The organism is Sphingosinicella sp. CPCC 101087 (assembly GCF_004151485.1).
In the GTDB taxonomy this organism is placed as follows: Bacteria; Pseudomonadota; Alphaproteobacteria; order Sphingomonadales; family Sphingomonadaceae; genus Allosphingosinicella.
Genome location: NZ_SBFF01000002.1, coordinates 276,895 through 301,366, shown reverse-complemented (window position 1 = coordinate 301,366; position 24,472 = coordinate 276,895). Strand labels below are relative to the sequence as shown.

The following is a 24,472-nucleotide window of genomic DNA, read 5'->3' as shown; positions in this document are numbered from 1 at the left end:
CGCTCACTTACTACCTGCGGGAGAAACTGCATGCGCGGACCGGCCTGGTTTTTGGGAATCACCTTCGGCGTCGCCTGGACATGGTGGGAGATCGTCATCCGTTCCGGTGTCTCGGTGCTGAGCTGGCAGTTCCAGCTCTATGTCCTTCCGGGCGCCTTCGCGCCGGCCGTAGCGGCCCTGATCGTCCGCAAATGGATCACGCGCGAAGGCTTCGCCGACGCCGGTCTGCGTCTCCAAGGACGCCAGTGGCGCTATTACCTGCTGGCCTGGCTCATGCCCCTTGGGATCGTGGCGGCCATCGTCGCGCAAGCGGTCCTGCTCGGCATAGCCGAACCTGACTTCACGCTGGCCCGAGCATCGGCTTCAGGACTGGCCGGCCGCACCACGGACGGGCTGCCGGTCCTGGGCTGGCTGATCGTGGCGCAGGTAATGATCATGGCCGTTCTGACGACTCCTCTGCTCTGGGGAGAGGAATTCGGCTGGCGCGGCTATCTTCAGCCGCGACTGTTCGCCGGCAGGCCGGTCCCGGCCGCCGTCGCGACCGGGTTCATCTGGGCGGCATGGCATTATCCCGTCACCTTGCGCGGCTACAACTATCCGGATCAACCGGTGCTGGGTTCCCTCCTTTTCGTCGCCATCGCCGTGACCACGTCATACATGTTCGGCTGGTTCAAGGAGAAGACGGGGAGCATCTGGGCTGCGAGTCTGGCCCATGCCGCAACCAACTCGATCGGCGGTCTCGCCACCTTGTGGTTTGCCGGCGCAGCCGGACCCCTTGTCGCTAGCTATGCGGGCCTGCTCGCCGTGCCGCCTCTCCTGCTGTCCTGTTTCTGCATCTACTGGTTCGGCTATCGCGGAAAAGCACGTGGGGCCAGCGGGATCACAACCGCGCCAGATGACGACCATTCGGTCGCTATTGACGGATCCCGACTCTCGTAATATCTGATGTTACATGAATCGGGACAGCAGACTCTCGGGCGTGCTTCACGTCCTGCTGCACATGGCGGAGCAGAGCAGGCCAGTGACCTCCGAGGTGCTGGCGAAGGCGATGCAGACCAACCCGGTGGTCATCCGGCGGACCATGGCCGGCCTCCGAAAGCAGGGATATGTGCGGTCCGAAAAGGGGCATGGCGGCGGCTGGACGCTGGCGCGGGATCTCGATTCGATCACGCTACGGGACATTTACGAGGCCCTTGGCCGGCCCTCCCTCCTCGCCGTGGGCAATCGGAGCGAGGCACCTGATTGTCTCGTCGAGCAGGCGGTGAATGCTGCCCTCGACAGTGCATTCCGGGATGCGGAGCGGCGGCTGCTTTCGCGCTTCGGCGAAGTCACCCTGGCCATGCTGAGCGCCGACTTTCACGCGCGCCTGCTGGCCAGCAAGGGATCGCACCATATGGAGAATGATCATGCCGGCTGAGATTGGCCCGCAATATTTCCTCGACACCTTTTCCGATCCCGAGGCGGTAAGCCGCTACGCCGAGGGCCCCCGGCGCTTCGTGCCCGGATTCGAAGCGATCCACCGCATGACCGGAATCCTTCTGGCCGAGCGTGCACCGCGGGACGCAAAGGTGCTCGTCCTCGGCGCCGGCGGCGGGCTCGAGCTGAAGGCTTTGGCACTGGCCCACCCCGACTGGACCTTCGTCGGCGTCGATCCTTCGGCGGAGATGCTGAAGCTGGCCGAAAAGGGGCTCGGCGCGCTGGGCGCGCGCGTCCAGCTCGTCGAAGGCTATATCGACAATGCGCCCGAAGGCCCCTTCGACGCGGCGACCTGCCTGCTGACCCTCCACTTTCTCGACGCAGCGGAACGTCAGCGCACGCTTCTCGAGACCCGGCGCCGGCTCAGACCCGGCGCGCCTTTCGTGGCTGCGCATTCCAGCTTTCCCCAGGAGGGCGAGGATCGCGCGCTTTGGCTGCAACGATATGCGGCTTACGCCATCGCTTCGGGCGCGGAGGTCGAACATGCACACAGCGCCCGGGCGGCGGTCGACGCCAGCCTGAGTCTGCTCAACCCCGAACAGGATGAGGCGGTCATGCGGGATGCCGGCTTCTCCGACGTATCGATGTTCTTCGCCGCGTTCACCTGGCGAGGCTGGGTAGCCTATGCCTGAACGGGGCGAGCATTGCCGCCTTCATTCCCCGGCAGCCTGCGCGGCAATCCTCTCGAGCCCGGCCTGTATCTCCTCTTCCGGCAGCCACCGCCCGCGCACCATCACGCCCGCGCGGCGCTCCACGTTCGCCAGGTCCTCCAGCGGGTTCGCCTCTAGGAGGATCATGTCGGCGCTTCGTCCCGGCGCGATCGTCCCGAACGCGTCCGGCGTGCCGAAATAGCGGGCCGCATCGCGCGTGCCGGTCGCCAGCACCTCGAACGGACTGAGTCCGGCCGCGGCCATCATCCGCATCTCGTGGTGAATCGAGAAGCCGGGCACGTTGAAGAATTGCGGCGCATCGGACCCCAAGGCGATCGGCGCGCCGGCTGAGTGCAGCGCCCGAACGAGCCGTCGCCGCAACTCCACCAAAGCCCGCGTCGCGTCGGGCTGGAAGTCCTCGCGTGCCGAGAATTCCTGCTTGGCGCGCACCCAGCCGTCCAGCACGCGCCGAGGCATGTAACGCATCTCCGGGCGCCGGATCATCGCATCGCCGGACTCCGGCGAGGCGAGATGCTCGACCAGGCTCAAGGTCGGGACGTTCCATGTCCCGGCGGCCAGGGTACGGGCCACCGCTTCCTCGAGCCGTCCTTCGTCGACCAGGTGGATCCAGCGGCTGCCGAAGAAACCGGAATCCTCCCCGTCGGGTCGGCGATCTTCCGGCACCAGATACTCGACATACCGATCGAGATGATCGATCGAGGACTGCCTCGCGTCGAGTGCACCGACAAGCCCGACGTCCGCAGGAATGTGGCCACCGAACGGCATGCCGATCTCATGCGCTGTTTCGGCCATGGCCGGATAGGCATCGCGCGTGAGGCTGCCGATCTTCAGGAGGTCGAATCCGGCCGCGCGATGGTGCCGCACCGCCGCCCGGGCACCCTCCGGCGTTCCCGCCACATCCGGGCCGAGCCAGGGGCTGGCGACGTGCAGGGTCGGGCCGATCAGGTCGCCGCGTGCTATGCGGTCGCGAAGGGCGGGATGGGAGGGATGCCCTGCCATGTTCCGCACCGTCGTGACCCCGTTTGCGACGTAGAGGAACAGGACGTTCTCGGCATAGTCCGGATCGCGCGGTCCCGGCACATGCCCGTGCATCTCGGCGAGGCCCGGCAGCAGCCAGCGGCCGGTGCCGTCGATCCGACGCGTGCCGTCGGGGAGCTCCGCCGTTCGCCGCGGCGCGACTGCGATGATCCGGCCTTCGCGAACGATGACCGTGTAATCTTCAAGCACCCGCTCGGAATCCATCGGGACCACATTCACCCCGACGAACGCGATCGTTTCGCTAGGCGCGCCGGACGCCTGCGTGGCCGCCGCCGAAGCCGAACCGGCGAGCGCAAGCGACGTCATGGCCAGAAACAGGGGACCGAGGAACGGCAGGAAGCGGGAATATGAAAGGCGGCATGACACGGAGACGCCTCCTGTTGCTGCACCGGATCGAAGCCGGTAATTTGAGCGACGGCCGATCGTAAGGCCGGGGGGATTCAGGCGCAAGAAACAGGGATGCCGCGTCGCATGATCCGGGTGAACATTTCGCGCGGAATCCGCGGTTCGCACTTGCGGCATTTACGAGATTTGCGAACCCTCCGGGCTGCGGTTTCTACGGCGACCGCCGCCGGCTGCGGCGAGATCTGTCTGCTCAGGCTTTGATCGTGGAGGACGCTTATGGTCGATCTGCTTCTGTCCGCCTTGCTTCTCACCGTCCCGACGGCGCCCGCTACCGAAACGAGCGCCGAAACGCCCCGCCAGGAAGAGCCGGAGCAGGATGAACAAGCGATCTGCAGGCGCAGGCTCGTTCCCTCCGAGCGGCTCGGCGAGCGCTTCCGTCGCCAGGAAGTGTGCATGACGCGGGAGGAGTGGGACGCGGAGCGGCGCCGCCGCTGATGCGCGCGCTATGGATCTGATCGTCGGCACCGGATCAGGTGAACAGGGCGGGAAAGGCCTGCCACGCGACGGAGACGATCGACAGGACGGCGACCGGAGCGCCCAGCCGGGCGGGCCAGCCGAGCACCGACTCGCGGTCGGCAGTGCGCGCGATACGCATGCACGTGACGAGAATGGCGAGGTTCGCGGCGAGGCAGGCGAGCGTGACCAGCAGCGTCCCGATCCGCGCCGTGGGGGTCGTGCCGAACAGGCTGCCGAGTCCGTAGAGGACGAAGAAGTGGATCGTCCAGACCAGCATTCCACCGAGCAGGAGAAGCCAGGCGCGCATTTCAGACCGCACCCGGGAAGAGTCGTACCAGAGCGGCGCCGAGCACGCCTTGCGCGCCGGTGTAGATCAGGAACAGGACAGCGAGGTCGAAGCTGTTGTTGCGCGGCCGCGTGACCAGCCCGCGGCTGTTGCGGGCCGCCACGTAGAGCGCGATCAGGACCGCGACACCGGTGACGAAGCCCTGGATGGCCAGCAGGCCGTAGACGGTGGCACCCTGCCCGCTCGCCTCCGGGTCGAGGCCGGACCAGCGCCAGCTCAAGCAATCCAGGACGAAACCGGTGAGCAGTGACGCGGCGCCGAACAGCAGGGCCGTCGCCGGCGACCAGAGGGTCGACCGTCGCCGGGCCAGCAGCACCCGCGCCAGCCAGGCGAGACCCATTCCCGCTCCGTAGAGCGGCAGCAGCAATGCGAGCCATGAAGGCGCCGGCGGCGCGGTCCAGAAGGAGGTGTGAACGCCGTAGAGATAAAGATAGGAGAAGGCGGCCATCAGGAAGATCATGCCGATGACGATCTGGAGCACGACCATGGCCCACCAACCGTGGGTCGATGGTCCGGTGACGTAGGTCGGAACCTCGATGCCTGCGCCGATGTCCGCTGTGGGCGGCCTTACCGGCCGATCGGTCTCCCACAGCCATCGGATCATGCACCAGATGGCAACCAGGCCGCTGACGACTCCGACCAGATAGGCCTGGACCGTCAGCAGCAGGAAGAAGCCCGCGGTGAAGATGGCCGAAAGCAGCGGCCAGACCGAAGGCCCGGGCATGATCTGGAGATATTGCGGCTCGGCCCTCAGCGGACTGGTGATGATCGTTTCGCGATTGCCGGTCGCCGAGCCGGGCAGGAAGTAGCGCCCCTCCTCCACCTCGCGCGAAAGGCCCGGGCGGTCCCACAGGGGCTCGCGGCTGGTGACCAACGGTATGCTGCGCGTCGAGTAGAGGCCGGTCGGCAGCCACTCGAGCGTGCCACCGCCATAGACGTTGCCGGCATTGCCCTCGGCGGCAAAGCGGAAATTGCGGATGAGGTCGACCAGGAAGATGAGGATGCCGGCGGCGAGCATGAACGCGCCGACCGTTGAAATCATGTTGGTGATCTCCCAGTCACGGCCCGGAAGGTAGGTGTATACACGCCGGGGCATGCCCATGAATCCGGTGAGGTGCATGGGCAGGAAGGTCACCTGCATGCCCGCGAACATCAGCCAGAACACCCATTTGCCGAGCCGTTCCGACAGCGGGCGCCGGCTCATCATCGGCGTCCAATAATAGAAGCCGGCGAACATCGGAAACACCATCCCGCCGATCAGGACATAGTGAAGGTGGGCGACGATGAAGTAGCTGTCGTGCACCTGCCAGTCGAAGGGCACCATCGCCACCATGACTCCGGTAAGGCCGCCCAGGACAAAGGTGACGAGACCGCCGACCAGGAACAAGGTCGGTGTCTGGTAGCGTGGACGCCCGACGCTCAATGTGGCGATCCAGGCGAAAACTTGGATCCCCGCCGGCACGCTCACCGCCATGCTCGCCGCCGAAAAGAAGCCGACCGAAAGGCGCGGCATGCCGACGGCGAACATGTGATGTGCCCAGACGCCGAAACTGATGAAGGCGGTAGCTACCAGCGCCAGCACCACGAGCCGGTATCCGACGAGGGGCGTGCGGGACAGCGCCGCCACCATCATCGACACGAGGCCGGCGGCGGGGAGGAAGATGATGTAGACCTCCGGATGACCGAAGAACCAGAACAGATGCTGCCACAATAGCGGATCGCCGCCCCGCGTCGGATCGAAGAACGGCCAATTCAGCGCCCGCTCGAGCTCGAGAGCGAGCGTGCCGAAGATCACCGCCGGAAAAGCGATGATGATCATGCCGGCGAAGACCAGCATTGCCCAGGCGAAGATCGGCATCTTGTCCAGGCTCATGCCCGGTGCCCGGGTCTTGAGCACGCCGACGATGATCTCGATCGCCCCGGCGATTGCGGAGATCTCGATAAATCCGATTCCGAGCAACCAGAAATCGGCGTTGATCCCGGGCGAGTAAGCGGTGCTCGTCAGCGGCGGATACATGAACCAGCCGCCGTTCGGCGCAAGCCCGACGAAGATCGAGGCGAAGAAAGCGAGGCCGCCGACCAGATAGGCCCAGAAGGCATAGGCGGAAAGACGCGGAAAAGGCAGGTCCCGCGCCGCCAGCATTTGCGGCAGCAGCAATACGCCGAGCGCCTCGACCGCAGGCACGGCGAACAGGAACATCATCACCGTGCCGTGCATGGTGAAGAATTGGTTGTACGTCTCCTGCGGCAGCACGCCGTTCAGCGGCAGCGCAAGCTGGACGCGCATGACCAATGCGAGAATGCCGGCGAGCAGGAAGAAGAGGAAAGCGGCGCCTACATAGAAGATCCCGACATAATTGTTGTTTACGACCGTGAGCAGCCCCCAGCCGCGCGGCGCCCGCCATACATGCTCGAGCTCGCCGAGCTCGCCTTCGGGCCGCTCCCCGCTTGTGGGAAACCGATCGAACAAGGTGGGATCGAAACCGGTTTCGGAGACCGAAGCGGCGGGCGGGACCGCGCCCGAGGTTCGGGACGCGTTCACCGCTGCGCCTCGAGATAGGCCGCGAGCGCCTGCAGATCCTCACCCGGGAGGACGGTATAGGGAGGCATCCGGTTGCCGGGCTTGATCGCCTGGCTGTTGCCGATCCAGCCGATCATCGTGCCCCGATTGTTGGGGAGGATTCCGGCCCCGAGCGTGCGGCGCGAACCGACATGGGTGAGGTCGGGCCCCGCCTGGCCGTTAGCGGGAGTGCCGGCGATTCGGTGGCAGGCGGCGCATCCTGCGGAGACGAACAGGGCCGCGCCGCGTGCCGACTGCCGGTCCGGCGGCGCCGCGCGCGGCGCCCGGCGCGCGGCCAGCCAGCGCGCATAATCGTCCGGCGCATGTGCGACGACGAGAAAACCCATCAGCGCGTGCGGACCGCCGCAATATTCCGCGCAAATGCCGGCATAGGTTCCGGGGCGATCGGCCTGTATGCGGATGAGGTTGCGGCGCCCGGGCACCATGTCGAGCTTGCCCGAGAGCTGCGGCACCCAGAAGCTGTGAATCACGTCGGGTGAGACCAGCTCGATCGCGATCGTACGGCCGACCGGAATGTGAAGCTCGTTGGCGTCCTGCATGAACGCCCGGCCGTTCCCGTCGAGATAGGAAACCCGCCACCACCACATTTCGCCGCTCACCCGCATCCGCAGTTCCGGGCCGCCCGCCGGTTCGGAGAGGTTCCGCGTGAGCGTCAGGCCCCAGATCAGGAGCGCGGTGAGGACCACGACGGGGAAGACCACGCCGCCGATCCATATCGCGCGCTCGCCGCCGAGCCGCGCGCGAAGCCGCTCCCGGCCCCGAAGCGCGATCCACAAGGCGGCGAGCACGATCAGGAAGATGCCGGCCGCCAGGGCGATCAACGCCCAGCTCAGCGCTGCGACCGACCCGGCATAAGGCCCTGCCGGGTCCAGCACCGGCGGCGGCCAGCCGGCGAGGCCTTCAACGATCCCGGAGGGTGTAGAGATACGCGGCCACATCGCGCGACTCCCTTTCACTGATCGGCATGGCCGGCATGGTCGTGCCGGGAATGAGAGCTGGCGCGTCGCGCACGAAGGCCGCGAGGAGGTCCGGACGGTTCGGCACCCGGCCGCCTATCAGTCCCTGGTCGGCAAAGTCGCCGAGGTTCGGCCCGAGCGCGCCGCGCGGCCAGCTGATGTCCGGAAAGACATGGCAGCTGGCACAGCCGACCCGCTGCACCACATCCCGGCCCGCCGCGGGATCCGCCTCCGGCATATGGTGGCGGCCTTCGGGCGGGGGCTTGCAGGCAGCCAGCAGCAGGAGGGCGGCCGGGAATGTATAAGCGGAGTTCAAGCTTTCCCTGTTCGGCGGGTGGTTTCCCGAACGGAACAACGTGGCCCGGCTGTGGTTCCCGAACCATGATTCCGGTCAGGTTCCTGTCCGCGGCCTTGCTCCTCGCCGGGGGCTGCGCGCCGGCCGATCGGCCCGCCCCCGATCCCTTTTCAGAATCGGGCGAGCTGATCGCGCTCAGCGGCGGGAGAAGCGGCGCCCAAAATGCCTGCTTCACCTGTCACGGGCTCGACGGCGGCGGCAACGGCGCCGGCGCGCCGAGGCTCGCCGCGCTCGATGTCGGCTATCTGGATGCCCAGATGGAGGGCTATGCTTCGGGCCTGCGCCGCCATTCCCAAATGGAATATATTGCGCGCCAACTGAGCGCCGCCGAGCGGCAGGCCGTATCGCTGCACTATGCACGAATGCCGAGGCCGGTACCGCCGCCGGGCGACGCCCTCCCCGCTCCCGCCGTCCCCGCCTCCGGCCTCCCGGCTCAGGCCCTATACGGCTCGGGCGATCCGGCACGGGGATTGCCCGCCTGCGCCGCCTGCCACGGCCGGTCCGGTGAAGGCGTCGGCGCGGGCAACCCGCCCTTGGCCGGCCAGCCGGCCGCCTACCTCGCGGCCCAGCTCGATGCCTGGCGGGCCGGCAAGCGGCGCAACGATCCCGAAAATCTGATGCTGCGGATCAGCCGCCGGCTCACGCCGGACGAGATTCGATCGGTCTCGGCTTATGCTTCGGCGCTTGGGGGCCCGATTCCTCGTCCGGAACCTCCGGAATCATTCCCCTGAGCACGTCGTGTCGATCCCAGAAATGATGCTTCAGCGCTGCCGCGACGTGGAGCGGAACTAGGCCGGCAAGGGTCAGGACGAGCAGGTGATGGACGTCCTCGGCATAGTCCATGATCGCCCATTGCAGGGAACTCGGGAGCTCCTCGAACGGAAGCGCCGGCCACGGTACGAGGCCGGCGATCGCCAGCGGAGCATTCTCGCCCAGCGCAGACCACATCGCCCAGCCGCTCAAGGGCAGACCGAAGAAGCAGATATAGAAGACATAGTGGGTGGCGTAGGCGATTTTGCTCTGGATGCCGGGTAGGTCGGCGTCATTGATCGGCCCGGGAATGATCAGGCGCCAGGCGAAGCGTCCGATCGCGAGGAGGAGGATCAGCAGCCCGACGTCGCTGTGGATTCGGTAGGCGGCGAGCTTGTCCCCGCCGGCCGCCAGGAAGCCGGTATACCAGCCCCAGCCGAGCTGAAACAGGACCAGGGCCGCCATAACCCAGTGAAAGACGATGCCGACCGGGGAGTAGCGGCTTCGCTCGGTATGGCGCCGCGCCCAGGCGCGCAGGGCCGCGATCACAGGGTCATCCGGCGCGCGCCCGTTCCGGATCGGGGCCGATCATCCGGGCGAGCAGCAGCAGGGCCGCGCCGAGGTAGAGGGCGGCGGCCGGCGCCCACATGATGAGCCCGGCAAGCTGCTGGTCCTCGAGGGGCGAATAGCCCCAGCCCGCAGTGGCAGCGAAATGGGGTGCATAGAGCGCCCGGGGCGCGAAGGTGATGAGCGCCCCGAGCAGGCCCATCTGCACCATCGTCGCGAGCAGGGCCGCGGACGCAGCCGGCGCCGAGGCGCGGCGGATGGCCGCCCAGAAGGCGGCAGCAGCGGCGAGCAGGCTGGCTTGCATCAGCCAATAAGCGGCGTCGGATGACAGCGCCCATCCATAAACCGGTGGCGCGTGCCACAGCCAGAAGACGATGGCTTGGGCGGCGGTGGTCGCTGCAAGGACCGAGCGCGCGCCAGGCCGCGCCGCCAGCGGGAAGGACCGGACCAGCAGCGGCGCCACAATCGTCACCAGCAGGACGTGATGAACGACTCGTGCCGAGAAGAGGGCCGAAGTCAGTGCGCAGAAGGGGGAAACGAACAGAACCAGCAGCAGCGCCGTCGCAGCAGCGAAGCGCATGCGCCGCGACCGCGCCCAGGTTCGTGTCGAGAGAGCATAGCCGGCCGCCGCGGCCAGCAGAACGGCAAGCAGCAGGGGATCGAGGTTCCACCGCTGCCATAGCTCGGCCGGCAGCGGGGCCGCGCCGCAATAAGGCGTCCAGATTGTCCCTGCGGGCATGACGGCGGAGGTCCCTTCGCGGTCCCGAAACTCCCCTTCGGAACCGATCTGGTGCGAGTCGGTTCCGCAGCCAAGGGAGAGCGATATGGCCCACGACGCGTCTCAGCGGCCCCGCAGCAAGTCGCTGATCGTGATGTTGCTCGGGGCGCTGTTCGCCTTGATCGGCCTGGTTCTCGCCATCGGCGGCGTCTGGCTCGCCTCCCTCGGCGGCTCCGTTTACTATCTTGCGGCCGGCCTCGGCCTGCTCGCCTCGGGCGCGCTACTGATCCGCGGCCGCCCTTCCGGCGCATGGGTCTATCTCATCGTCTTCCTGCTGACGCTGGTCTGGGCCCTGTGGGAAGTCGGGCTGGACGGATGGGCACTGGTGCCGCGGGTGATCGCTCCCACCGTGCTGCTGGTTCTCCTCCTGTTGATCATGCCCCTGCTTCAGCCTGAACGGTGGAAATGGCGAACGGCGTTGGCGGGGGTCGCTGCGGTCGTTCTGCTGGTCGTAGCCGGCGGCCTCCTGGCATCGAGCGCGAACCGGCCGGCCATCGCTGCGCTACCCTCTCCGCTGGGGCCCGGAATGGGCGATCCGTCGCTCATGACCGTCGGCTCCGATTGGCCGGCTTATGGCGGCACCTACGCCGCGCGCCGCTATTCGCCGCTCGCGCAGATCAATCCGGACAATGTCCGCCGGCTGGAGCGCGTCTGGACCTATCACACTCGCGACCTGCCCGGCAGCGCAGCAGCGCAGGACAAATATGGCGCGGAGACGACCCCGCTCAAGGTCGGCGACACGCTCTATCTCTGTTCGGCGAAGAACATCATGATCGCGCTCGATCCGGCGACGGGCCAGCAAAGGTGGCGCTACGATCCCGGAGTAACCGACGAGTGGATCCCTTACACCGCAGCCTGCCGTGGCGTGGCCTATTTCGCCGTTCCAGGCGCGCCGCCGAACCAGGTCTGCGCGGCGCGGATCATTCAGGGCACGCTCGACGGCCGGATCATTGCCGTCGACGCGCGGACCGGCCGACTCTGCCCCGGCTTCGGCAGGAACGGCCAGGTGGACATCAAGGCCGGCCTCGGCCCGATCGTTCCCGGAATGGTCTCGATCACCTCGCCCCCGACGATCGTGCGCGGGATCATCGTCACGGGACACCAGGTCCTGGACGGGCAGCGGCGCGACGCGCCGTCCGGCGTGATCCAGGGGTACGACGCGGTGACAGGTGAGCGACGCTGGGCCTGGGACATGGTCAATCCCGACTGGAGCCCCGATCCGCCGGCCGGACAGCAGTTCGCGCGCGGAACGCCCAACATGTGGACCATCGCCAGCGGCGACGAAGCGCTCGGGCTGGTCTATTTGCCGATGGGCAACAGCGCGGCCGATTATTGGAGCGGCAGCCGCCGTCCGGCGGAAAATCGCTATGCCACATCGCTGGTCGCGCTGGACGTCCTGACCGGGCGGCCCCGCTGGAATTTCCAGACCGTTCACATGGACGTGTGGGACTATGACCTGGGAGCCCAGGCGACGCTCGTCGACTTTCCCGGCGACGGCGCGCCGGTGCCGGCCCTCGTCCTTCCGAGCAAGCAGGGCGACATCTATGTGCTCGACCGGCGCACTGGGCGGCCCCTCTTCCCGGTCGAGTCGCGGCCGGTTCCCCAAGGCGGCGTGGAGCCCGAGCGGCGCACACCGACCCAGCCTTTCTCGACCTTCCACAGTCTCGCCAAACCGACCCTCACCGAGCGCGACATGTGGGGCATGTCGCCGATCGACCAGATGATCTGCCGCATCCAGTTCCGCCGGGCCTCCTATGAAGGCCAATATACGCCGCCGACCGTCGACCGCCGCTTCATTCAGTATCCGGGCTATAATGGCGGCACCGACTGGGGCGGGATCGCCATCGATCCGGTGCGCGGTGTGATCGTCGCCAATTATAATGACACCCCCAACTACAACCGGTTGGTTCCGCGCGCGGAAGCGAACGAAGAAGGCTGGTTCCCGCGCGGCTCGCCGCAAGCGACGCAGCAGCAGCAGGCCCGCGGCGGCGACATGGGTGGAAGCCCCGAAGGTGCCGGCGATCCGCAATGGGGAACGCCCTTCGCGATCGACGTCAATGCCGGCTGGAGGCTGCCGCTGACCGGACTCCTGTGCAAGCGGCCGCCTTATGGCGGAATCCGTGCGATCGACCTCAGGAACGGCCGCACGGTTTGGGATCGCCCGTTCGGATCGGCGCGGCGCAACGGGCCGTTCGGCATCCCTTCGATGCTGCCGCTTACCATCGGCACGCCCAATAATGGCGGCGCCGTCGTGACCGCCTCCGGCCTGATCTTCATCGCCGCGACCACCGACAACCTGATCCGCGCGATCGACATCCGGACCGGAGAGACGCTGTGGCAGGATGTGCTGCCGGCAGGAGGCCAGGCGACGCCGATGACCTACGAGGCGGGCGGCCGACAATATGTGGTGATCATGGCCGGCGGTCACCACTTCATGGAGACGCCGATCGGGGACGAGCTCCTCGCCTACGCGCTGCCGGCGAACTGAGCTCCAGGCTTCCCGCCGGAACGCCGCAGGACCGTCTCCGTTAGCGAGGAATGGGTCCGCTCGACCTTTCCGGCGCTCCGCTCTGGGTGAGCGCCGCGGTCTTCGCCGTCGCCGCCGCCGTCGTCTGGATCGTCGGCGGCCGGCTTACCCGCTCCGTCGATGCGATCGCCGATCGGACCCGGGTGGACCAGGCGTTCGCCGGAATGCTGCTGCTCGGCGGGATCACCTCGCTTCCCGAGGCCGCGAACATCCTCACCTCCGGTTCGATCGGACGGCCGGAGCTCGGCCTCAACAACCTGCTCGGCAGCGCGGCGATCAACGTGTTGCTGCTTGCCATCGGCGACGCCTTCCTCGGTCGCGAGGCCGCCACCGGCATCGTCGCGCGCCCATCCGTGCTGATGATGGGGACCTTGTGCATGCTCGTCCTCATCCTGGTGGCCGGCGCCATCCTTCTGGACGATTACGCCTTCGCCCGTATCGGCGTCTCCAGCCTCGTAATCTGTGCCGCCAGCCTCGGCGCCTTCTGGGTAGCGACCGGCTACGATCGCCGCTCGCCCTGGTCCGTCAGCGGCGAGGCGGTCCGCAGGGCGCCGACCGCAGCCGGCGACGAGGCTGCCGTACCGGTGTCGACGCTTTGGAGTAGGACGGCCGCTTACGGCGGGCTTATCTTCGCCGCCGGCTACGCCTTGTCCCAGGCCGGAGATTCGATCGCCGTCCAGACCGGCCTCGGCAGCGCCATGGTCGGCTTCGCGCTGATCGGAATCGCCACCTCCCTGCCGGAGCTCTCCACCATCGTCACCGCGCTGCGCCTGCGCCGTGCGGAGCTGGCGTTCGGACAGGTGCTCGGCACCAATTTCATCAACCTCTCGTTCTTCCTCCCTTCGGACCTCGTCTATCGGGGAGGGCCCGTGACGGAGAGGCTTGGGACGTTCGAGATCGTTTCGGCCCTCCTCGGGGCGATGCTGATCGGAATCTTCATGGTCGGTCTGCTCGAGCATCGCGACCGCACCATCCTGAGGATGGGTTATGACTCCCTCGCCGTGATCCTCATCTTCATCGCCGGCCTCGCCTTGCTCGCTACGCTGATCTGACGACCAACGGCATCAGGCCGCCACGATGTGTTCCATCGGCACGCCCTTCGCCTTGCGGGCGACGTGGGCAGCATGAATCCGCTCGACCATGTCGGGGTCGAGCGGCCGGTAGAAGCGGAGGCCGACCATGACGTTCCTGACCCAGCGAACCTCGGCGGCGTGGAAGCGGCCCTTCTTCAGGGTGAGGAAAACCATGGCTCCCACCGCGACCGGCAGGTCGGTGATCCCGCAGGCACCGTGGCAGGAGAGATCCTTGAGGTGGAGCAGCGCCAGCGTGCGGCGACTGCGGATCACGATCCTGTGTCCGATGAAATCATGGCGCACGGAGAGGCGGCGCTCCTTGGCCGACAGGGCGCTGGCCTCATCCTCTTCCCCGGCCGGAATCGTCTCGGCCTCGACCGGTTCGTCCTTCGGGTCTTCGTCCCGGACCCAGTCCCGAATCGCTTTCAGCACGCCAGACCACTCCCGTCTCTGGCGCCAAGCCCGCCCCCTGCGGTCTTGGCAGCTCGTGCGTCCCCTCGCCCGTGCCGCCGCCATTATCGCGACAAATCGTTACCGTTTCGTACCGTAGATTTCGCAGCGTTTTCGGCACCGCAGCCGACGGAATGTTCGCGGTCGACCAAGGCTGCCCGCTTCCTCGGTCAGGGCTCGCGCGGCCACCCCCGCGGTCTCGAAAACCGCTAACGTAAGCGGCCCGGACGGTCTTCCTCGATCTCGCCCGGAACGACCCACCGGACGTCCTGAGGGCCCTCGAATCGCACCTGCCGCGCGCGCTCGGCATCCCGGAGCGCCTGATCGGGCGAGTCGCGCCACGGCCCGGCCAGAGCCGGAGTTCGGTATCGATATCTTCGCAAGGCCTGTCCTCCCTTGCATGGTTAGTCTCTCGTTAACCGCATTCCTGTCGCCGCACGGAGCGGTTCATCAAAAAAAGAAGCTGCTTCCCGTCCATTTGACATGCCGGAGCAGGAGGCGAAGGGAGGATTGACCCGGAACCGACACCTCCGCGGTGCAGTGGATGGCCATGCAGAGAAAGCTCAGATCCTTGACCAGCGTCGACGACATTCCGGACATCATCGCGAAGCTCTCCGCGGTTTACGACGAGTCCGTCGCCAACCTGAGGAACGCGCTCGCCGCCTATCTGGCGGACGGGACCGTGCCCGACGCCGAGGCGCGGGCGTCCGGGCTGTTTGCCTATCCGGAGCTGCGCATCGACTTCGACCGAATGCGGCCAACCGAGTTTCCTTCGCGCGCCTTCGGCCGGCTGAACCATCCCGGCCGCTACGCCACCAGCATCGCCCGGCCGCGCTTGTTCCGCAAATATCTCGAGGAGCAGGTCGGTCTCCTCGTCAACGACTATGAAGTGGAGGTGTCGGTCGGCCGCTCCCGGAGCGAGATTCCCTATCCTTATGTTCTCGACGGCAGCGATGACCTGCACCTCGAGGAGGGCCGCGCGGCCGAGCTGGCGCGCACCTTCCCCACCCCGGAGCTTGTCCATATCGGCGACGAGATTGCTGACGGAGCCTGGAACTATGCGACTCGGCCCGAACGGCCGCTCTCGCTGTTCGACGGGCCGCGGGTCGATTTCAGCCTCGCTCGCCTTCGCCACTATACCGGCACGCCGGCGCACCACGCCCAGCGCTACGTCCTGTTCACCAACTATGTCCGCTACGTCGACGAGTTCGTGCGCTGGGCGGTCGAAGAGCTGCGCCGCGAGGACAGCCCCTACGAAGCCTTGTCCGCGTCGGGCGGGGTCTATGTGACCCGCGATACGCCCGACGCCGAGGAGATGGTGGCGCGAGGCGGCTGGCGGCGTCACCAGATGCCTGCCTATCACCTGATCGCGCCGAAGGGCGAAGGCATCACCCTGGTCAATATCGGCGTGGGGCCGTCCAACGCGAAGACGATCTGCGATCATCTGGCGGTGATGAGGCCCGAAGTATGGCTGATGATCGGCCATTGCGGCGGCCTCAGGCCCAGCCAGACGATCGGCGACTATGTGCTCGCCCACGCTTACCTGCGCGACGACCATGTGCTCGACGACATGCTGCCGGTCGAAGTTCCGCTGCCCGCCATCGCGGAGATCCAGCAGGCCCTCTTCACCGCCGCGGTAGAGGTGACCGGCGAGGACCCCCAGCAGCTCAAGCATCGGCTGCGGACCGGGACGGTCGTCACCACCGACGATCGCAATTGGGAGCTGCGCTACACGCTGTCGGCGCTGCGCTTCAACCAGTCGCGGGCGGTGGGCATCGACATGGAATCGGCCACGGTCGCCGCTCAGGGTTATCGCTTCCGTGTGCCCTACGGCACGCTCCTTTGTGTGTCCGACAAGCCACTACATGGAGAAATTAAGCTGCCGGGGCAGGCCAATGCCTTCTATGAGCGCGCCATAAGTCAGCATCTCAGGATCGGCATCGAAACCCTTAAAATCCTTAGACGCGAGGGCGGCAAATTGCACTCGCGCAAGTTGCGCAGCTTCGACGAACCCCCCTTCCGCTGAAAATCCCGGTTCGCTAATCCGGCGGGGACTCACGTCGGGGATGCCGAAAAGCAGGAGGCGACCGGTTCGGGCCGTATTCGGGGCCGGGCGACACTCCTCGAGATTGTCACACAACTTTCGCCGAATCGTTGCAGGGCCTGCGGGCCAGCGAATCGCGCTATCGGGGGAATATTCATGAACAAGTTCAAATTGCTCTGCGCGGCGGCGGCCATTGTCGCTCCCGCGTCCGCCTTCATTGCGCCCGCCGCCTATGCACAGCAGATCACCGCATCGGTGTCCGGACGCGTCGCCGACGAAGCGGGAGCCCCGATTTCCGGCGCAACCGTAACCGTTACCGACACGCGCACAGGCGCCACTAGGACGAGCACGACCGGCGGCGATGGGCTCTTCGTCGCCCAGAACCTCGTCACGGGCGGTCCCTACACCATTACGGTCCAGGCACCCGGATTTCAGGGCCAGACCGTCGAGAACGTCACCCTCACCGTCCAGGGCACTACCACCTTCGACTTCGCGCTGTCGTCGGCGGACGGCGGCGAAGCGATCATCGTCACGGCGCAGCGCGCGAATGTGCAGTTGCGGGCGATCGGGCCGGGCACAGCGTTCAGCCAGACCGTTCTCGAGACCGCTCCGAGCTTCAATCGCGACGTCCGCGATATCATCCGCGTCGATCCGCGCGTCAGCCTCGACCGCGATGACGGCGGCTCGGGCTCCGACCGCATCTCCTGCCTGGGCGGCAACGACCGCGGCAACAGCTTCACCGTGGACGGCATTCTGCAGAGCGACCTTTACGGCCTGAACGATACCGGCTTCTCGTCGCGCAGCTCGACTCCCATCCCTTATGACGCGATCCGCGAGGCGCAGGTCCAGTTCGCGCCCTTCGACGTCGAATATGGCCAGTTCACCGGCTGCGCGATCAACGTCGTCACCCGATCGGGCGGCAACGAATTCCATGGCGACGCCTTCTTCGAATATTCGGATAACGGCCTGCGCGGAAGCTCGGTCGACGGTCAGCCGGTCGGCCCGATCGATGCTGACAAGCGCTGGGGCGTTGCTCTCGGCGGACCGATCCTGCGCGACCGTCTCTTCTTCTTCGGTGCCTACGAGCATCAAGAAGCCGGCGAGTCTCAGGACGAAGGTCCCACCGGTGCCGGCTTCCCGAACGAGGTGCGCGGCGTTTCGATCGACCAGTTCAACGAAATCTCGGACATCCTGAGCAGCGTCTACGGCATCGAGACCGGCGCGCCGCCGACCAATCTTCCCTTCGAGAACGACCGCTGGTTCGGCCGCCTCGACTGGCAGATCAACGACGACCATCGCCTCGAACTGACCTATCAGCGACTCGAGGAATCAACGGTTCGCGCGGACGATCTCTTCACCGGCTCTTCGCCGCAGATCGTGGGTCTCAACACCTTCTATCTCAGCGGCACCAAGTCGGATTACTACTCGGCCCGCCTCTACTCGCAATGGACGGACAATCTGTCCACGGAGATCCGCTATTCGCGGTCGGACATCCAGGACCTTCAGGATCCGATCGGCGGAGGCGAGGCGCAGTCGGCCAATCCGATCCCGCGCATCATCGTCGGCATCGACAATCCGGACGGCACGCCTGACGCCACCGTCCTTGCCGGCCCCGGGAACTCGCGCTCGGCGAACGACCTGCAGACGAAGGTGGACCTGTTCCGCTTCGTCACCAATCTCGATGCCGGCGATCACCAGTTCAAGGTCGGATTCGAGGTCAACCGCGCGGATATCTTCAACCTGTTCGTCCAGAATGCCACCGGGACCCTCGTCTTCCGGAACGTGGACGACCTGCGAGCGGGTTTGTTGTCGCCCGGTACGTCGACCTCGACCTTCCCGAGCAGCGTTGTCAGTGGTGGGACCGTGGGCGCTTTCGGTAATTTCTCGCGGACCGGCGACGTCAACGACGCCGCCGCGGATTTCAACCGGACCATCTATTCGGTCTACCTCCAGGACGATTGGAGGGTGAACGACCAGCTAGAGGTCGTGCTCGGCGTCCGCACCGACCTCTTCTCGGGAAGCCGGCCGGACGCGAATCCCAACTTCGCTGCCCGGTACGGCTTTCCGAACACCACCGGCTTCAGCAGCCTGGAGCCGGTGTTCCTGCCGCGCGCCGGCTTCACCTACGACTTCGACGACTTTGCGGTCTTCTCGCGGTCCCAGTTGCGCGGCGGCGTCGGCATCTTTTCCGGCGGCGATCCGCTCGTCTGGTTCGGCAACGCCTTCCAGAATAACGGTTTCGGCTTCGCGGAGGGGAATACGACGTCCGCGAACTGCCCCGACGGGCAGATCTCGGTCGTTTCGGGCGGCCAGTTCGCCGGCGTTCCGGCCTGTATCCGGGCCGACGGGATCTCGCGGGCCGCGAACGGGCTCGGCGACACGCAATCGATCGATCCGGACATCAAGGTGCCCACGGTCATCCGGGCGAATATCGGCTTCCAGTCGGAATTCGGCTTTGCGGCCAGCGGGCTCTTCAGCGGCTGGAGGATCAATCTCGACTATATCTACAGCCGCTATCGGGATCCCTATACGCTCGTCGACCTGTCGCAGACGCCGATCGGCGTCACCACCGACGGTCGTCCGATCTATCGGGCCATCGACCCGACAGTGGCCGGATGCGACGCCCGGCTGGTCGACACCAACCCGGCGCCGGTCTACGAGAACCTCTCCGCAGCCTGTTTCGTGACGGGCCGCGACGACGAGCTCATGCTGACCAACTCGGGCGGCTACAGCAGCCATGTCGCCTCGATCATCCTGTCGAAGAATTTCGATGGCGGCCTCTTCACCAGCGGCGGATCGAGCTTCTTCACGGCCGGCTACGCCTTCACCGACTCGCGCGATCGCCGGAACATGTACAACTCGACCGCTGGGTCCAATTACGATCTCAGCGCGGCTTTCGACCGTCAGAATCCGGCATCCTCGCGCGGCTTCTACAACAGCCGTCACAACTTCACCTTTTCGGGCAATTTCGCCGAGGAATTCTTCGAGGGCCTGGAGACGCAGTTCGGCTTTACGTTCGTCGCCCGCTCGGGCCGTCCGTACAGCCTGACCTTTGCCGGCGGCGGCGTGTTCAACGACACCGCCTCGGGCAACAACAACGCGCTGCTCTACATCCCGAGCGGCATCAACGATCCGAACGTCTCCCCGCTGTCCGACGCGGGCGCGGTCGAGGAGCTGACCGCCTTCGCCAACTCGCTGAGCTGCGCCAAGGGCCATGTCGGCCGGACGATCGAGCGCAACACCTGCTCGAACGACTGGTATTTCGACCTCGATCTGACCTTCTCGCAGGACCTGCCGGGGCCGGGCCGGTTGATCAGCGGCGGTCGGTTCAACGACCGAATCCGGCTCTATGCGATGTTCGACAACTTCCTGAACTTCGTCGACAGCGGCTGGAACGTCCAACGCCGTCGTAATTTCGCGGGCCTTCAGGAGGTCGCCTCGCTCGGTGGAGTCGACGATCAGGGCCGATACATCATCACCGACTTCATCGGCCAGGACGCCTTCGAGGAAGACAATCTCATCAATGTCTCGTCATCGGTTTGGCGGATCAAGGTCGGCGTCAGCTATAATTTCTGACGCGCCAGCCTAGGCGACATGCAAGGGCGTCGCGGCCGTGCCGCGGCGCCCTTCTCTTTGCGGCGCCGTCGGCTATCGTCGGGCCCATGAGCAACGACATCCTCGTCCGTCATGCCCGCGACGCCGCGCTGGCGGCTTATGCCCCTTATTCCCGCTTCAGCGTCGGCTGCGCGGTCGAGTCCGTCGACGGCGAGATCGCGAAGGGCTCGAACATGGAAAATGCCTGCTACCGGCTCGGCGTCTGCGCCGAGCTTGCGGCGCTGACCGCGGCCAAGCAGGCCTTCGGACTCGAGAAGATCGCCCGCATCGCGGTCGCGGGCGGCCATGTCGGCTCGGACGGAGTGCTGGCCGGAGAGTCAGTCGTGACTTCGTGCGGCGGCTGCCGCCAGGCCATCCTGGAGGCAGCCCATGTGTCGGGGCGCGACCTGGAAGTCATCTCGGCCAATGGCGGCGGCACGATTGTGACCGTCCACCCCATTTCCGAGCTGCTGCCGCTGGGATTCGGTCCGGCCAACCTCACGGATTCAGCCTGATCGTTCCCGTCAGACCAGCTTGATCTCGCGCAGCCGCTCCAGGAGATATTCGTGGGCGGTGATCGGCTCCGGAAAACGGTTCGGCCGATCGGTGGTGATGCAGTCGGGCAAGGTCTCGATCAGGAAATCGGGACGGAAGTGCAGGAAGAAGGGCATCGAATAACGGGAGTGGCCTCGCCGCTCGGGCGGCGGATTGACGACCCGGTGCGTGGTCGAGCGCAGCTTCATGTTGGTCAGGCGCTGCAGCATGTCCCCGATATTGACGACGAGTTCGCCCTCGTTGGGCGTGATCGGCAGCCAATTGCCGTCGCGGTCGAGCAGCTGCAGGCCGGCCTCCTCGGCGCCGAGCAGTAAAGTGATCGTGTTGATGTCCTCGTGCGCGCCGGCCCGGACGTTCGGGCCATCGCTCGGGATCGGGGGGTAGTGGAGCAGCCGCAGGACCGAATTGCCGTCCTTGACGCTACCTTCGAAATAGTCGGGCTCCAGGCCGAGATAGCGGGCGATCGCCTCGAGGATTCGAAGCCCGGCCGTGTCGAACGCCGTATAGAGTTCGAGGAAGATCTCGCGAAAGCCCGGCACCTCCCTCGGCCAGAGGTTGGGCGCCATCAGCCCGGCGAAGCGGTGGCCGCCCGGGAGCTCGCGGCCGACGTGCCAGAATTCCTTGAGGTCGTAGTCGGTTGCGCCCTTGGCGGTCTCAATCCCGAACGGCGTATAGCCCCGAGCACCGCCGCCGCCGGCCAGGTGATAGGATTTCTTCACGTCTTCCGGCAGCGCGAAGAACTCGCGCGCCTTCTGCTCGGCGCGGCCGATAAGCTCGGCGGGGATACCGTGGTCGGCGATGACGGCGAAACCGAACCGCTCGAACGAGCCGCCCAGCTCCTGCGCGAAACCCTGTGGGTCCGCGGCCGAGGCGGCCAGCGAGACGGAGGCGATTGCGGGGCGCGCAGCGACGTCGGTCATGCCGGCTAAGTAGCGGTTCAGGGGGCGGATTCCAATCCGCGGGTGGCCGGACTGGCGCGCTTCAGACCGGGATCAGCATCCCCGCGAGCGCCGCGCTCATGAGATTGGCGAGCGAGCCGGCGATCAGGGCTCGTATGCCCAGCCTGGCGATCACCGGCCGCTGGTTTGGCGCCAGCCCGCCTGTCACCGCCATCTGAATGGCGATCGAGCTGAAATTGGCAAATCCGCAAAGCGCGAAGGTGACGATGGCGACGGTCAGCGGCGAAAGGGTCCCCTGCTGCGCGCCGAGGCTGATGAAGGCCACGAACTCGTTCAGCACCAGCTTCTCGCCGAACAGGCCGCCGGCGCGCAGCGCCTCCTCCCACGGCACGTTGATCAGATACATGACGGGCGCGAAGAGATAGCCGACGAGGCGCTGGAAGGTCAGATTCTCGATGCCGAACCAATTGCCCATTCCGGTCAGCAGCCCGTTGGCGAGTGCGACCAGGGCAACGAAGGCGAGCACCATCGCGCCGACTGCCACCGCAAGCTTGACCCCCGTCTGGGCGCCCTGGGCGGCCGCCATGATGATGTTCGCCGGGCGTTCGCCTTCGTGGAATTCGGCCACGACGATGCTTTCTTCCTCCGGATCGTCGCCGAGCGGCAGCTCGCCCGGCCTCGCCGGCTCGTCGGGCATGATGATCTTGGCCATCAGGATGCCGCCGGGCGCCGCCATGAAGCTGGCGGCAAGCAGGTAGTCGATTCGGATTCCCATCGACGCATAAGCGGCCAGGATCGTGCCGGCGACGCCGGCCATGCCAACCGTCATCACCGTGAACAGCTGCGAGGGTGCCAGCGTGGCGAGATAGGGGCGGATGACCAACGGCGATTCGCTCTGGCCGACGAAGATATTGGCTGCGGCGCAAAGCGATTCGACCTTGGAGATGCCCGTGATCCTCTCGAGCCCGCCACCGATCCATCGGATCACGAACTGCATCACGCCAAGGAAGTAGAGGATGGAGATGAGCGAGGCGAAGAAGATGATCACCGGCAGCGCCTGGATCGCGAAATTCTGGCCGAGCTCATGCGCGGCGAGCGCTCCGAACAGAAAGCTGGTCCCGGCATTCGCGTAGCCGAGCAGGTTTGCGACGCCAGCGGACATCCACTGAAGGGCAGTGCTCCCCCACGAAGTGTAGAGGACGATTACCGCGATCCCCGCCTGCAGCGCGAAAGCGGCGCCGACGATCCGCAGGCGGATGGCTCCCCGATTGGACGACAGCAGGAGAGCGATCGTCAGGATCACCGCGATTCCGGCCATCCCGATCAGATATCTTGTCATCGCCCCACCCCCCGGTCCGGCCGCTTACCACACCATCTTCGGCTCGGCCGCCGCGATCGCGGCGTCGAGCTTGTCGATCGCTTCCTCAATCCCTTCCGCGACGAGCAACTGCCCCCGCCGGGCGGAGGACATGAAGCCGCTCCGCTCGACATGGTCCATCAGCTCGACGAGATTGTCCCAGAAGCCACCGACGTTGAGCAGAGCGAACGGCTTGGCGTGGTAGCCGAGCGCATTCCAGCTCCATGCCTCGAACAGTTCGTCGAGCGTGCCGATTCCACCGGGCAGCGCGACGAAAGCGTCGGTGAGGTCGGTCATTCTCGCCTTGCGCTCATGCATCGTCTGCACGACGTGAAGCTCGGTAAGGCCGGTATGCGCCACTTCCAGGTCGATCAGCGCCTGCGGGATGACGCCATAGGCCTCGCCGCCGCCGGCGAGCACCGCATCGGCCACCACGCCCATCAGGCCGAGCCGGCCGCCACCATAGACGAGGCTGATCCCGCGGCGAGCCATCTCGCCCCCGAGCGCGCGCGCCGTATCGGCAAAGACGGGATCGGCGCCGAGGCTCGATCCACAATAGACGGCCAGGCGTTTCACAGGGCGGCGATCAACGGCTCGAGGTCGATCTCGGGACGGGCCCCGAAATGGGAGATCACTTCGGCGGCGGCGACCGCGCCCATGCGCAGGCTGTGCTCGAGCGGACACTCACGAGCGACGCCGAGCAGAAAGCCGGCCGCGAACAGGTCGCCCGCGCCGGTCGTGTCGACGACAGGGTCGACCGGCACGGCGGCAACCTCCGCGCGGCGCCCGCGCTCGAACGCTACCGCGCCCTTCTCGCTGCGGGTGACCAGCAGCAACGGCACCTTCGGTGCCAAGGTGGCGATCGCCGACTCATGATCGTCCATTCGCGTCAGGGCCTTGATCTCCGCTTCGTTGGCGATCAGCAGGTCGATCTCGCCTGCGTCGATCATGTCGGCATAATGCTCGCGATAAAGGGCGATGAGCGCAATGTCCGACAGGGTGAAGGCGACCTTGCGCCCCGCCGCGCGCGCCACCGACAGAGCCTTGCGCATCGCCTTCCGGGGAGCTTCCGCCCGCCAGAGATAGGCTTCGAGATAGAGGATGGCAGCGCCCCGGATCTGCGCCTCGTCGAGCGCCGTTTCGGAAAGGGTGTGGGAGGCGCCGGGAAAGGTGTTCATCGTCCGCTGTGCGTCGGGCGTCACCAGGATCAGGCAGCGTCCGGTGGGCACCGCGCCATCGCCCTTCGGCGTCTCGAACTCGACGCCGTGGGCACGGATATCATGGGCAAATACCTCACCGAGCTGGTCGTCTGCGACCTGGCCGACGAACCCCGCCCGTCCGCCAAGGGCGGCGATGCCGGCGACGGTGTTCGCGGCGGAGCCGCCGCTGGTTTCTCGGGCCGGGCCCATGCGCTCGTAGAGGCGCGTCGCCTCGGCGGCGTCGAGCACGCGCATCGAGCCTTTGACCAGACCCTCCTGCTCGAGGAAGGAATCCTCCGCCGTGGCGATCACGTCCACCACCGCGTCGCCGAGCGCGAGCACATCCAGTCTGGTCCGAGTCACGCAGGTGTGATGGCGGGAATGATGTTGGACGG

22 protein-coding genes are annotated in these 24,472 nt (G+C 66.4%); 10 read left to right on the top strand and 12 right to left on the bottom strand.

Annotated elements, in window-relative coordinates:
* Nucleotides 1–30: 30 nt before the first annotated feature.
* The 3 genes from EKM57_RS04680 to EKM57_RS04670 are packed head-to-tail and all read left to right on the top strand — an operon-like array spanning nucleotide 31 to nucleotide 2,108.
* Complete coding sequence (locus EKM57_RS04680; RefSeq protein ID WP_165357174.1) at nucleotides 31–939, top strand: CPBP family intramembrane glutamic endopeptidase; 909 nt, start codon at nucleotides 31–33, stop codon at nucleotides 937–939.
* Between the two features lie 13 nt (nucleotides 940–952).
* Nucleotides 953–1,417, top strand: a complete 465-nt coding sequence (locus tag EKM57_RS04675) for an Rrf2 family transcriptional regulator (RefSeq protein ID WP_129791311.1) — start codon at nucleotides 953–955, stop codon at nucleotides 1,415–1,417.
* Nucleotides 1,407–2,108: a class I SAM-dependent methyltransferase gene (locus tag EKM57_RS04670; protein ID WP_129791310.1), complete on the top strand. Its 702-nt coding sequence runs from the start codon at nucleotides 1,407–1,409 to the stop codon at nucleotides 2,106–2,108. Before EKM57_RS04675 ends, EKM57_RS04670 begins: the two co-directional genes overlap by 11 nt.
* Before the next feature lie 21 nt (nucleotides 2,109–2,129).
* On the opposite strand, the gene EKM57_RS04665 is transcribed toward EKM57_RS04670, so the two are convergent.
* The gene (locus EKM57_RS04665; protein WP_206185291.1) at nucleotides 2,130–3,491 is read right to left on the bottom strand and encodes an amidohydrolase family protein; all 1,362 of its coding nucleotides are present in this window, start codon (nucleotides 3,489–3,491) and stop codon (nucleotides 2,130–2,132) included.
* Between the two features lie 315 nt (nucleotides 3,492–3,806).
* On the opposite strand from EKM57_RS04665, the gene EKM57_RS04660 reads away from it, so the two are divergent.
* Nucleotides 3,807–4,025, top strand: coding sequence for a hypothetical protein (locus tag EKM57_RS04660; RefSeq protein WP_129791308.1), 219 nt, complete (start codon nucleotides 3,807–3,809; stop codon nucleotides 4,023–4,025).
* A gap of 34 nt (nucleotides 4,026–4,059) precedes the next feature.
* On the opposite strand, the gene EKM57_RS04655 is transcribed toward EKM57_RS04660, so the two are convergent.
* From EKM57_RS04655 to EKM57_RS04640, 4 genes are read right to left on the bottom strand one after another with little or no spacing between them, the layout of a single operon-like run.
* Nucleotides 4,060–4,353 (bottom strand): hypothetical protein, encoded by a 294-nt coding sequence (locus EKM57_RS04655; RefSeq protein WP_129791307.1) that lies wholly within the window; start codon nucleotides 4,351–4,353, stop codon nucleotides 4,060–4,062.
* Between the two features lies 1 nt (nucleotide 4,354).
* On the bottom strand, nucleotides 4,355–6,934 hold the full coding sequence (locus tag EKM57_RS04650) for a cytochrome c oxidase subunit I (RefSeq protein ID WP_129791306.1): 2,580 nt from the start codon (nucleotides 6,932–6,934) through the stop codon (nucleotides 4,355–4,357).
* On the bottom strand, nucleotides 6,931–7,911 hold the full coding sequence (gene coxB, locus EKM57_RS04645; RefSeq protein WP_129791305.1) for a cytochrome c oxidase subunit II: 981 nt from the start codon (nucleotides 7,909–7,911) through the stop codon (nucleotides 6,931–6,933). The genes EKM57_RS04650 and coxB overlap by 4 nt, the downstream gene beginning before the upstream one ends.
* Complete coding sequence (locus EKM57_RS04640; protein WP_129791304.1) at nucleotides 7,874–8,245, bottom strand: cytochrome c family protein; 372 nt, start codon at nucleotides 8,243–8,245, stop codon at nucleotides 7,874–7,876. Before EKM57_RS04640 ends, coxB begins: the two co-directional genes overlap by 38 nt.
* Before the next feature lie 65 nt (nucleotides 8,246–8,310).
* Between EKM57_RS04640 and EKM57_RS04635 the strand changes: the two genes are divergently transcribed.
* On the top strand, nucleotides 8,311–9,015 hold the full coding sequence (locus EKM57_RS04635) for a c-type cytochrome (protein WP_165357172.1): 705 nt from the start codon (nucleotides 8,311–8,313) through the stop codon (nucleotides 9,013–9,015).
* Here the strand turns inward: EKM57_RS04635 and EKM57_RS04630 are convergent.
* On the bottom strand, nucleotides 8,924–9,583 hold the full coding sequence (locus EKM57_RS04630) for a cytochrome b (RefSeq protein WP_129791302.1): 660 nt from the start codon (nucleotides 9,581–9,583) through the stop codon (nucleotides 8,924–8,926). The two genes, EKM57_RS04635 and EKM57_RS04630, sit on opposite strands and share 92 nt — an antisense overlap.
* 4 nt (nucleotides 9,584–9,587) lie before the next feature.
* On the bottom strand, nucleotides 9,588–10,340 hold the full coding sequence (locus tag EKM57_RS04625) for a cytochrome c oxidase assembly protein (protein WP_129791301.1): 753 nt from the start codon (nucleotides 10,338–10,340) through the stop codon (nucleotides 9,588–9,590).
* Nucleotides 10,341–10,425: 85 nt separating this feature from the next.
* On the opposite strand from EKM57_RS04625, the gene EKM57_RS04620 reads away from it, so the two are divergent.
* Both EKM57_RS04620 and EKM57_RS04615 read left to right on the top strand, forming a co-directional pair.
* Nucleotides 10,426–12,867: a membrane-bound PQQ-dependent dehydrogenase, glucose/quinate/shikimate family gene (locus tag EKM57_RS04620; protein ID WP_129791300.1), complete on the top strand. Its 2,442-nt coding sequence runs from the start codon at nucleotides 10,426–10,428 to the stop codon at nucleotides 12,865–12,867.
* Between the two features lie 50 nt (nucleotides 12,868–12,917).
* A complete protein-coding gene (locus EKM57_RS04615; protein ID WP_129791299.1) occupies nucleotides 12,918–13,958 on the top strand; it encodes a sodium:calcium antiporter in 1,041 nt (346 codons plus the stop codon).
* A 12-nt stretch (nucleotides 13,959–13,970) separates the two neighbouring features.
* Here EKM57_RS04615 and EKM57_RS04610 read toward each other — a convergent pair whose 3' ends face one another.
* Nucleotides 13,971–14,411 carry a PilZ domain-containing protein gene (locus EKM57_RS04610; protein WP_165357171.1) on the bottom strand — a complete coding sequence of 147 codons (441 nt, stop codon included), beginning with the start codon at nucleotides 14,409–14,411 and terminating at the stop codon, nucleotides 13,971–13,973.
* A 568-nt stretch (nucleotides 14,412–14,979) separates the two neighbouring features.
* On the opposite strand from EKM57_RS04610, the gene EKM57_RS04605 reads away from it, so the two are divergent.
* From EKM57_RS04605 to EKM57_RS04595, 3 genes are all read left to right on the top strand, one after another.
* Complete coding sequence (locus EKM57_RS04605; RefSeq protein WP_129791454.1) at nucleotides 14,980–16,455, top strand: AMP nucleosidase; 1,476 nt, start codon at nucleotides 14,980–14,982, stop codon at nucleotides 16,453–16,455.
* A 174-nt stretch (nucleotides 16,456–16,629) separates the two neighbouring features.
* Nucleotides 16,630–20,049: a TonB-dependent receptor gene (locus EKM57_RS04600; protein WP_129791297.1), complete on the top strand. Its 3,420-nt coding sequence runs from the start codon at nucleotides 16,630–16,632 to the stop codon at nucleotides 20,047–20,049.
* Complete coding sequence (locus tag EKM57_RS04595) at nucleotides 20,046–20,582, top strand: cytidine deaminase (RefSeq protein ID WP_371414120.1); 537 nt, start codon at nucleotides 20,046–20,048, stop codon at nucleotides 20,580–20,582. The genes EKM57_RS04600 and EKM57_RS04595 overlap by 4 nt, the downstream gene beginning before the upstream one ends.
* A 9-nt stretch (nucleotides 20,583–20,591) precedes the next feature.
* Here EKM57_RS04595 and EKM57_RS04590 read toward each other — a convergent pair whose 3' ends face one another.
* The 4 genes from EKM57_RS04590 to EKM57_RS04575 all read right to left on the bottom strand — a co-directional run bounded on the left by EKM57_RS04590 (nucleotide 20,592) and on the right by EKM57_RS04575 (nucleotide 24,440).
* On the bottom strand, nucleotides 20,592–21,542 hold the full coding sequence (locus EKM57_RS04590; RefSeq protein WP_129791295.1) for an isopenicillin N synthase family oxygenase: 951 nt from the start codon (nucleotides 21,540–21,542) through the stop codon (nucleotides 20,592–20,594).
* Nucleotides 21,543–21,603: 61 nt separating this feature from the next.
* Complete coding sequence (locus tag EKM57_RS04585) at nucleotides 21,604–22,860, bottom strand: NupC/NupG family nucleoside CNT transporter (RefSeq protein ID WP_129791294.1); 1,257 nt, start codon at nucleotides 22,858–22,860, stop codon at nucleotides 21,604–21,606.
* A gap of 24 nt (nucleotides 22,861–22,884) precedes the next feature.
* Nucleotides 22,885–23,454, bottom strand: coding sequence for a TIGR00730 family Rossman fold protein (locus tag EKM57_RS04580; protein WP_129791293.1), 570 nt, complete (start codon nucleotides 23,452–23,454; stop codon nucleotides 22,885–22,887).
* On the bottom strand, nucleotides 23,451–24,440 hold the full coding sequence (locus EKM57_RS04575; protein ID WP_129791292.1) for an adenosine kinase: 990 nt from the start codon (nucleotides 24,438–24,440) through the stop codon (nucleotides 23,451–23,453). Before EKM57_RS04575 ends, EKM57_RS04580 begins: the two co-directional genes overlap by 4 nt.
* Between the last annotated feature and the right edge of the window lie 32 nt (nucleotides 24,441–24,472).

Coding starts and splice junctions, on each gene's coding strand:
- EKM57_RS04680 (WP_165357174.1), top strand. CDS start 31: ATGCGCGGACCGGCCTGGTTTTTGGGAATCACCTTCGGCGTCGCCTGG.
- EKM57_RS04675 (WP_129791311.1), top strand. CDS start 953: ATGAATCGGGACAGCAGACTCTCGGGCGTGCTTCACGTCCTGCTGCAC.
- EKM57_RS04670 (WP_129791310.1), top strand. CDS start 1,407: ATGCCGGCTGAGATTGGCCCGCAATATTTCCTCGACACCTTTTCCGAT.
- EKM57_RS04665 (WP_206185291.1), bottom strand. CDS start 3,491: ATGACGTCGCTTGCGCTCGCCGGTTCGGCTTCGGCGGCGGCCACGCAG.
- EKM57_RS04660 (WP_129791308.1), top strand. CDS start 3,807: ATGGTCGATCTGCTTCTGTCCGCCTTGCTTCTCACCGTCCCGACGGCG.
- EKM57_RS04655 (WP_129791307.1), bottom strand. CDS start 4,353: ATGCGCGCCTGGCTTCTCCTGCTCGGTGGAATGCTGGTCTGGACGATC.
- coxB (WP_129791305.1), bottom strand. CDS start 7,911: ATGTGGCCGCGTATCTCTACACCCTCCGGGATCGTTGAAGGCCTCGCC.
- EKM57_RS04635 (WP_165357172.1), top strand. CDS start 8,311: ATGATTCCGGTCAGGTTCCTGTCCGCGGCCTTGCTCCTCGCCGGGGGC.
- EKM57_RS04625 (WP_129791301.1), bottom strand. CDS start 10,340: ATGCCCGCAGGGACAATCTGGACGCCTTATTGCGGCGCGGCCCCGCTG.
- EKM57_RS04620 (WP_129791300.1), top strand. CDS start 10,426: ATGGCCCACGACGCGTCTCAGCGGCCCCGCAGCAAGTCGCTGATCGTG.
- EKM57_RS04615 (WP_129791299.1), top strand. CDS start 12,918: ATGGGTCCGCTCGACCTTTCCGGCGCTCCGCTCTGGGTGAGCGCCGCG.
- EKM57_RS04605 (WP_129791454.1), top strand. CDS start 14,980: ATGCAGAGAAAGCTCAGATCCTTGACCAGCGTCGACGACATTCCGGAC.
- EKM57_RS04600 (WP_129791297.1), top strand. CDS start 16,630: ATGAACAAGTTCAAATTGCTCTGCGCGGCGGCGGCCATTGTCGCTCCC.
- EKM57_RS04590 (WP_129791295.1), bottom strand. CDS start 21,542: ATGACCGACGTCGCTGCGCGCCCCGCAATCGCCTCCGTCTCGCTGGCC.
- EKM57_RS04585 (WP_129791294.1), bottom strand. CDS start 22,860: ATGACAAGATATCTGATCGGGATGGCCGGAATCGCGGTGATCCTGACG.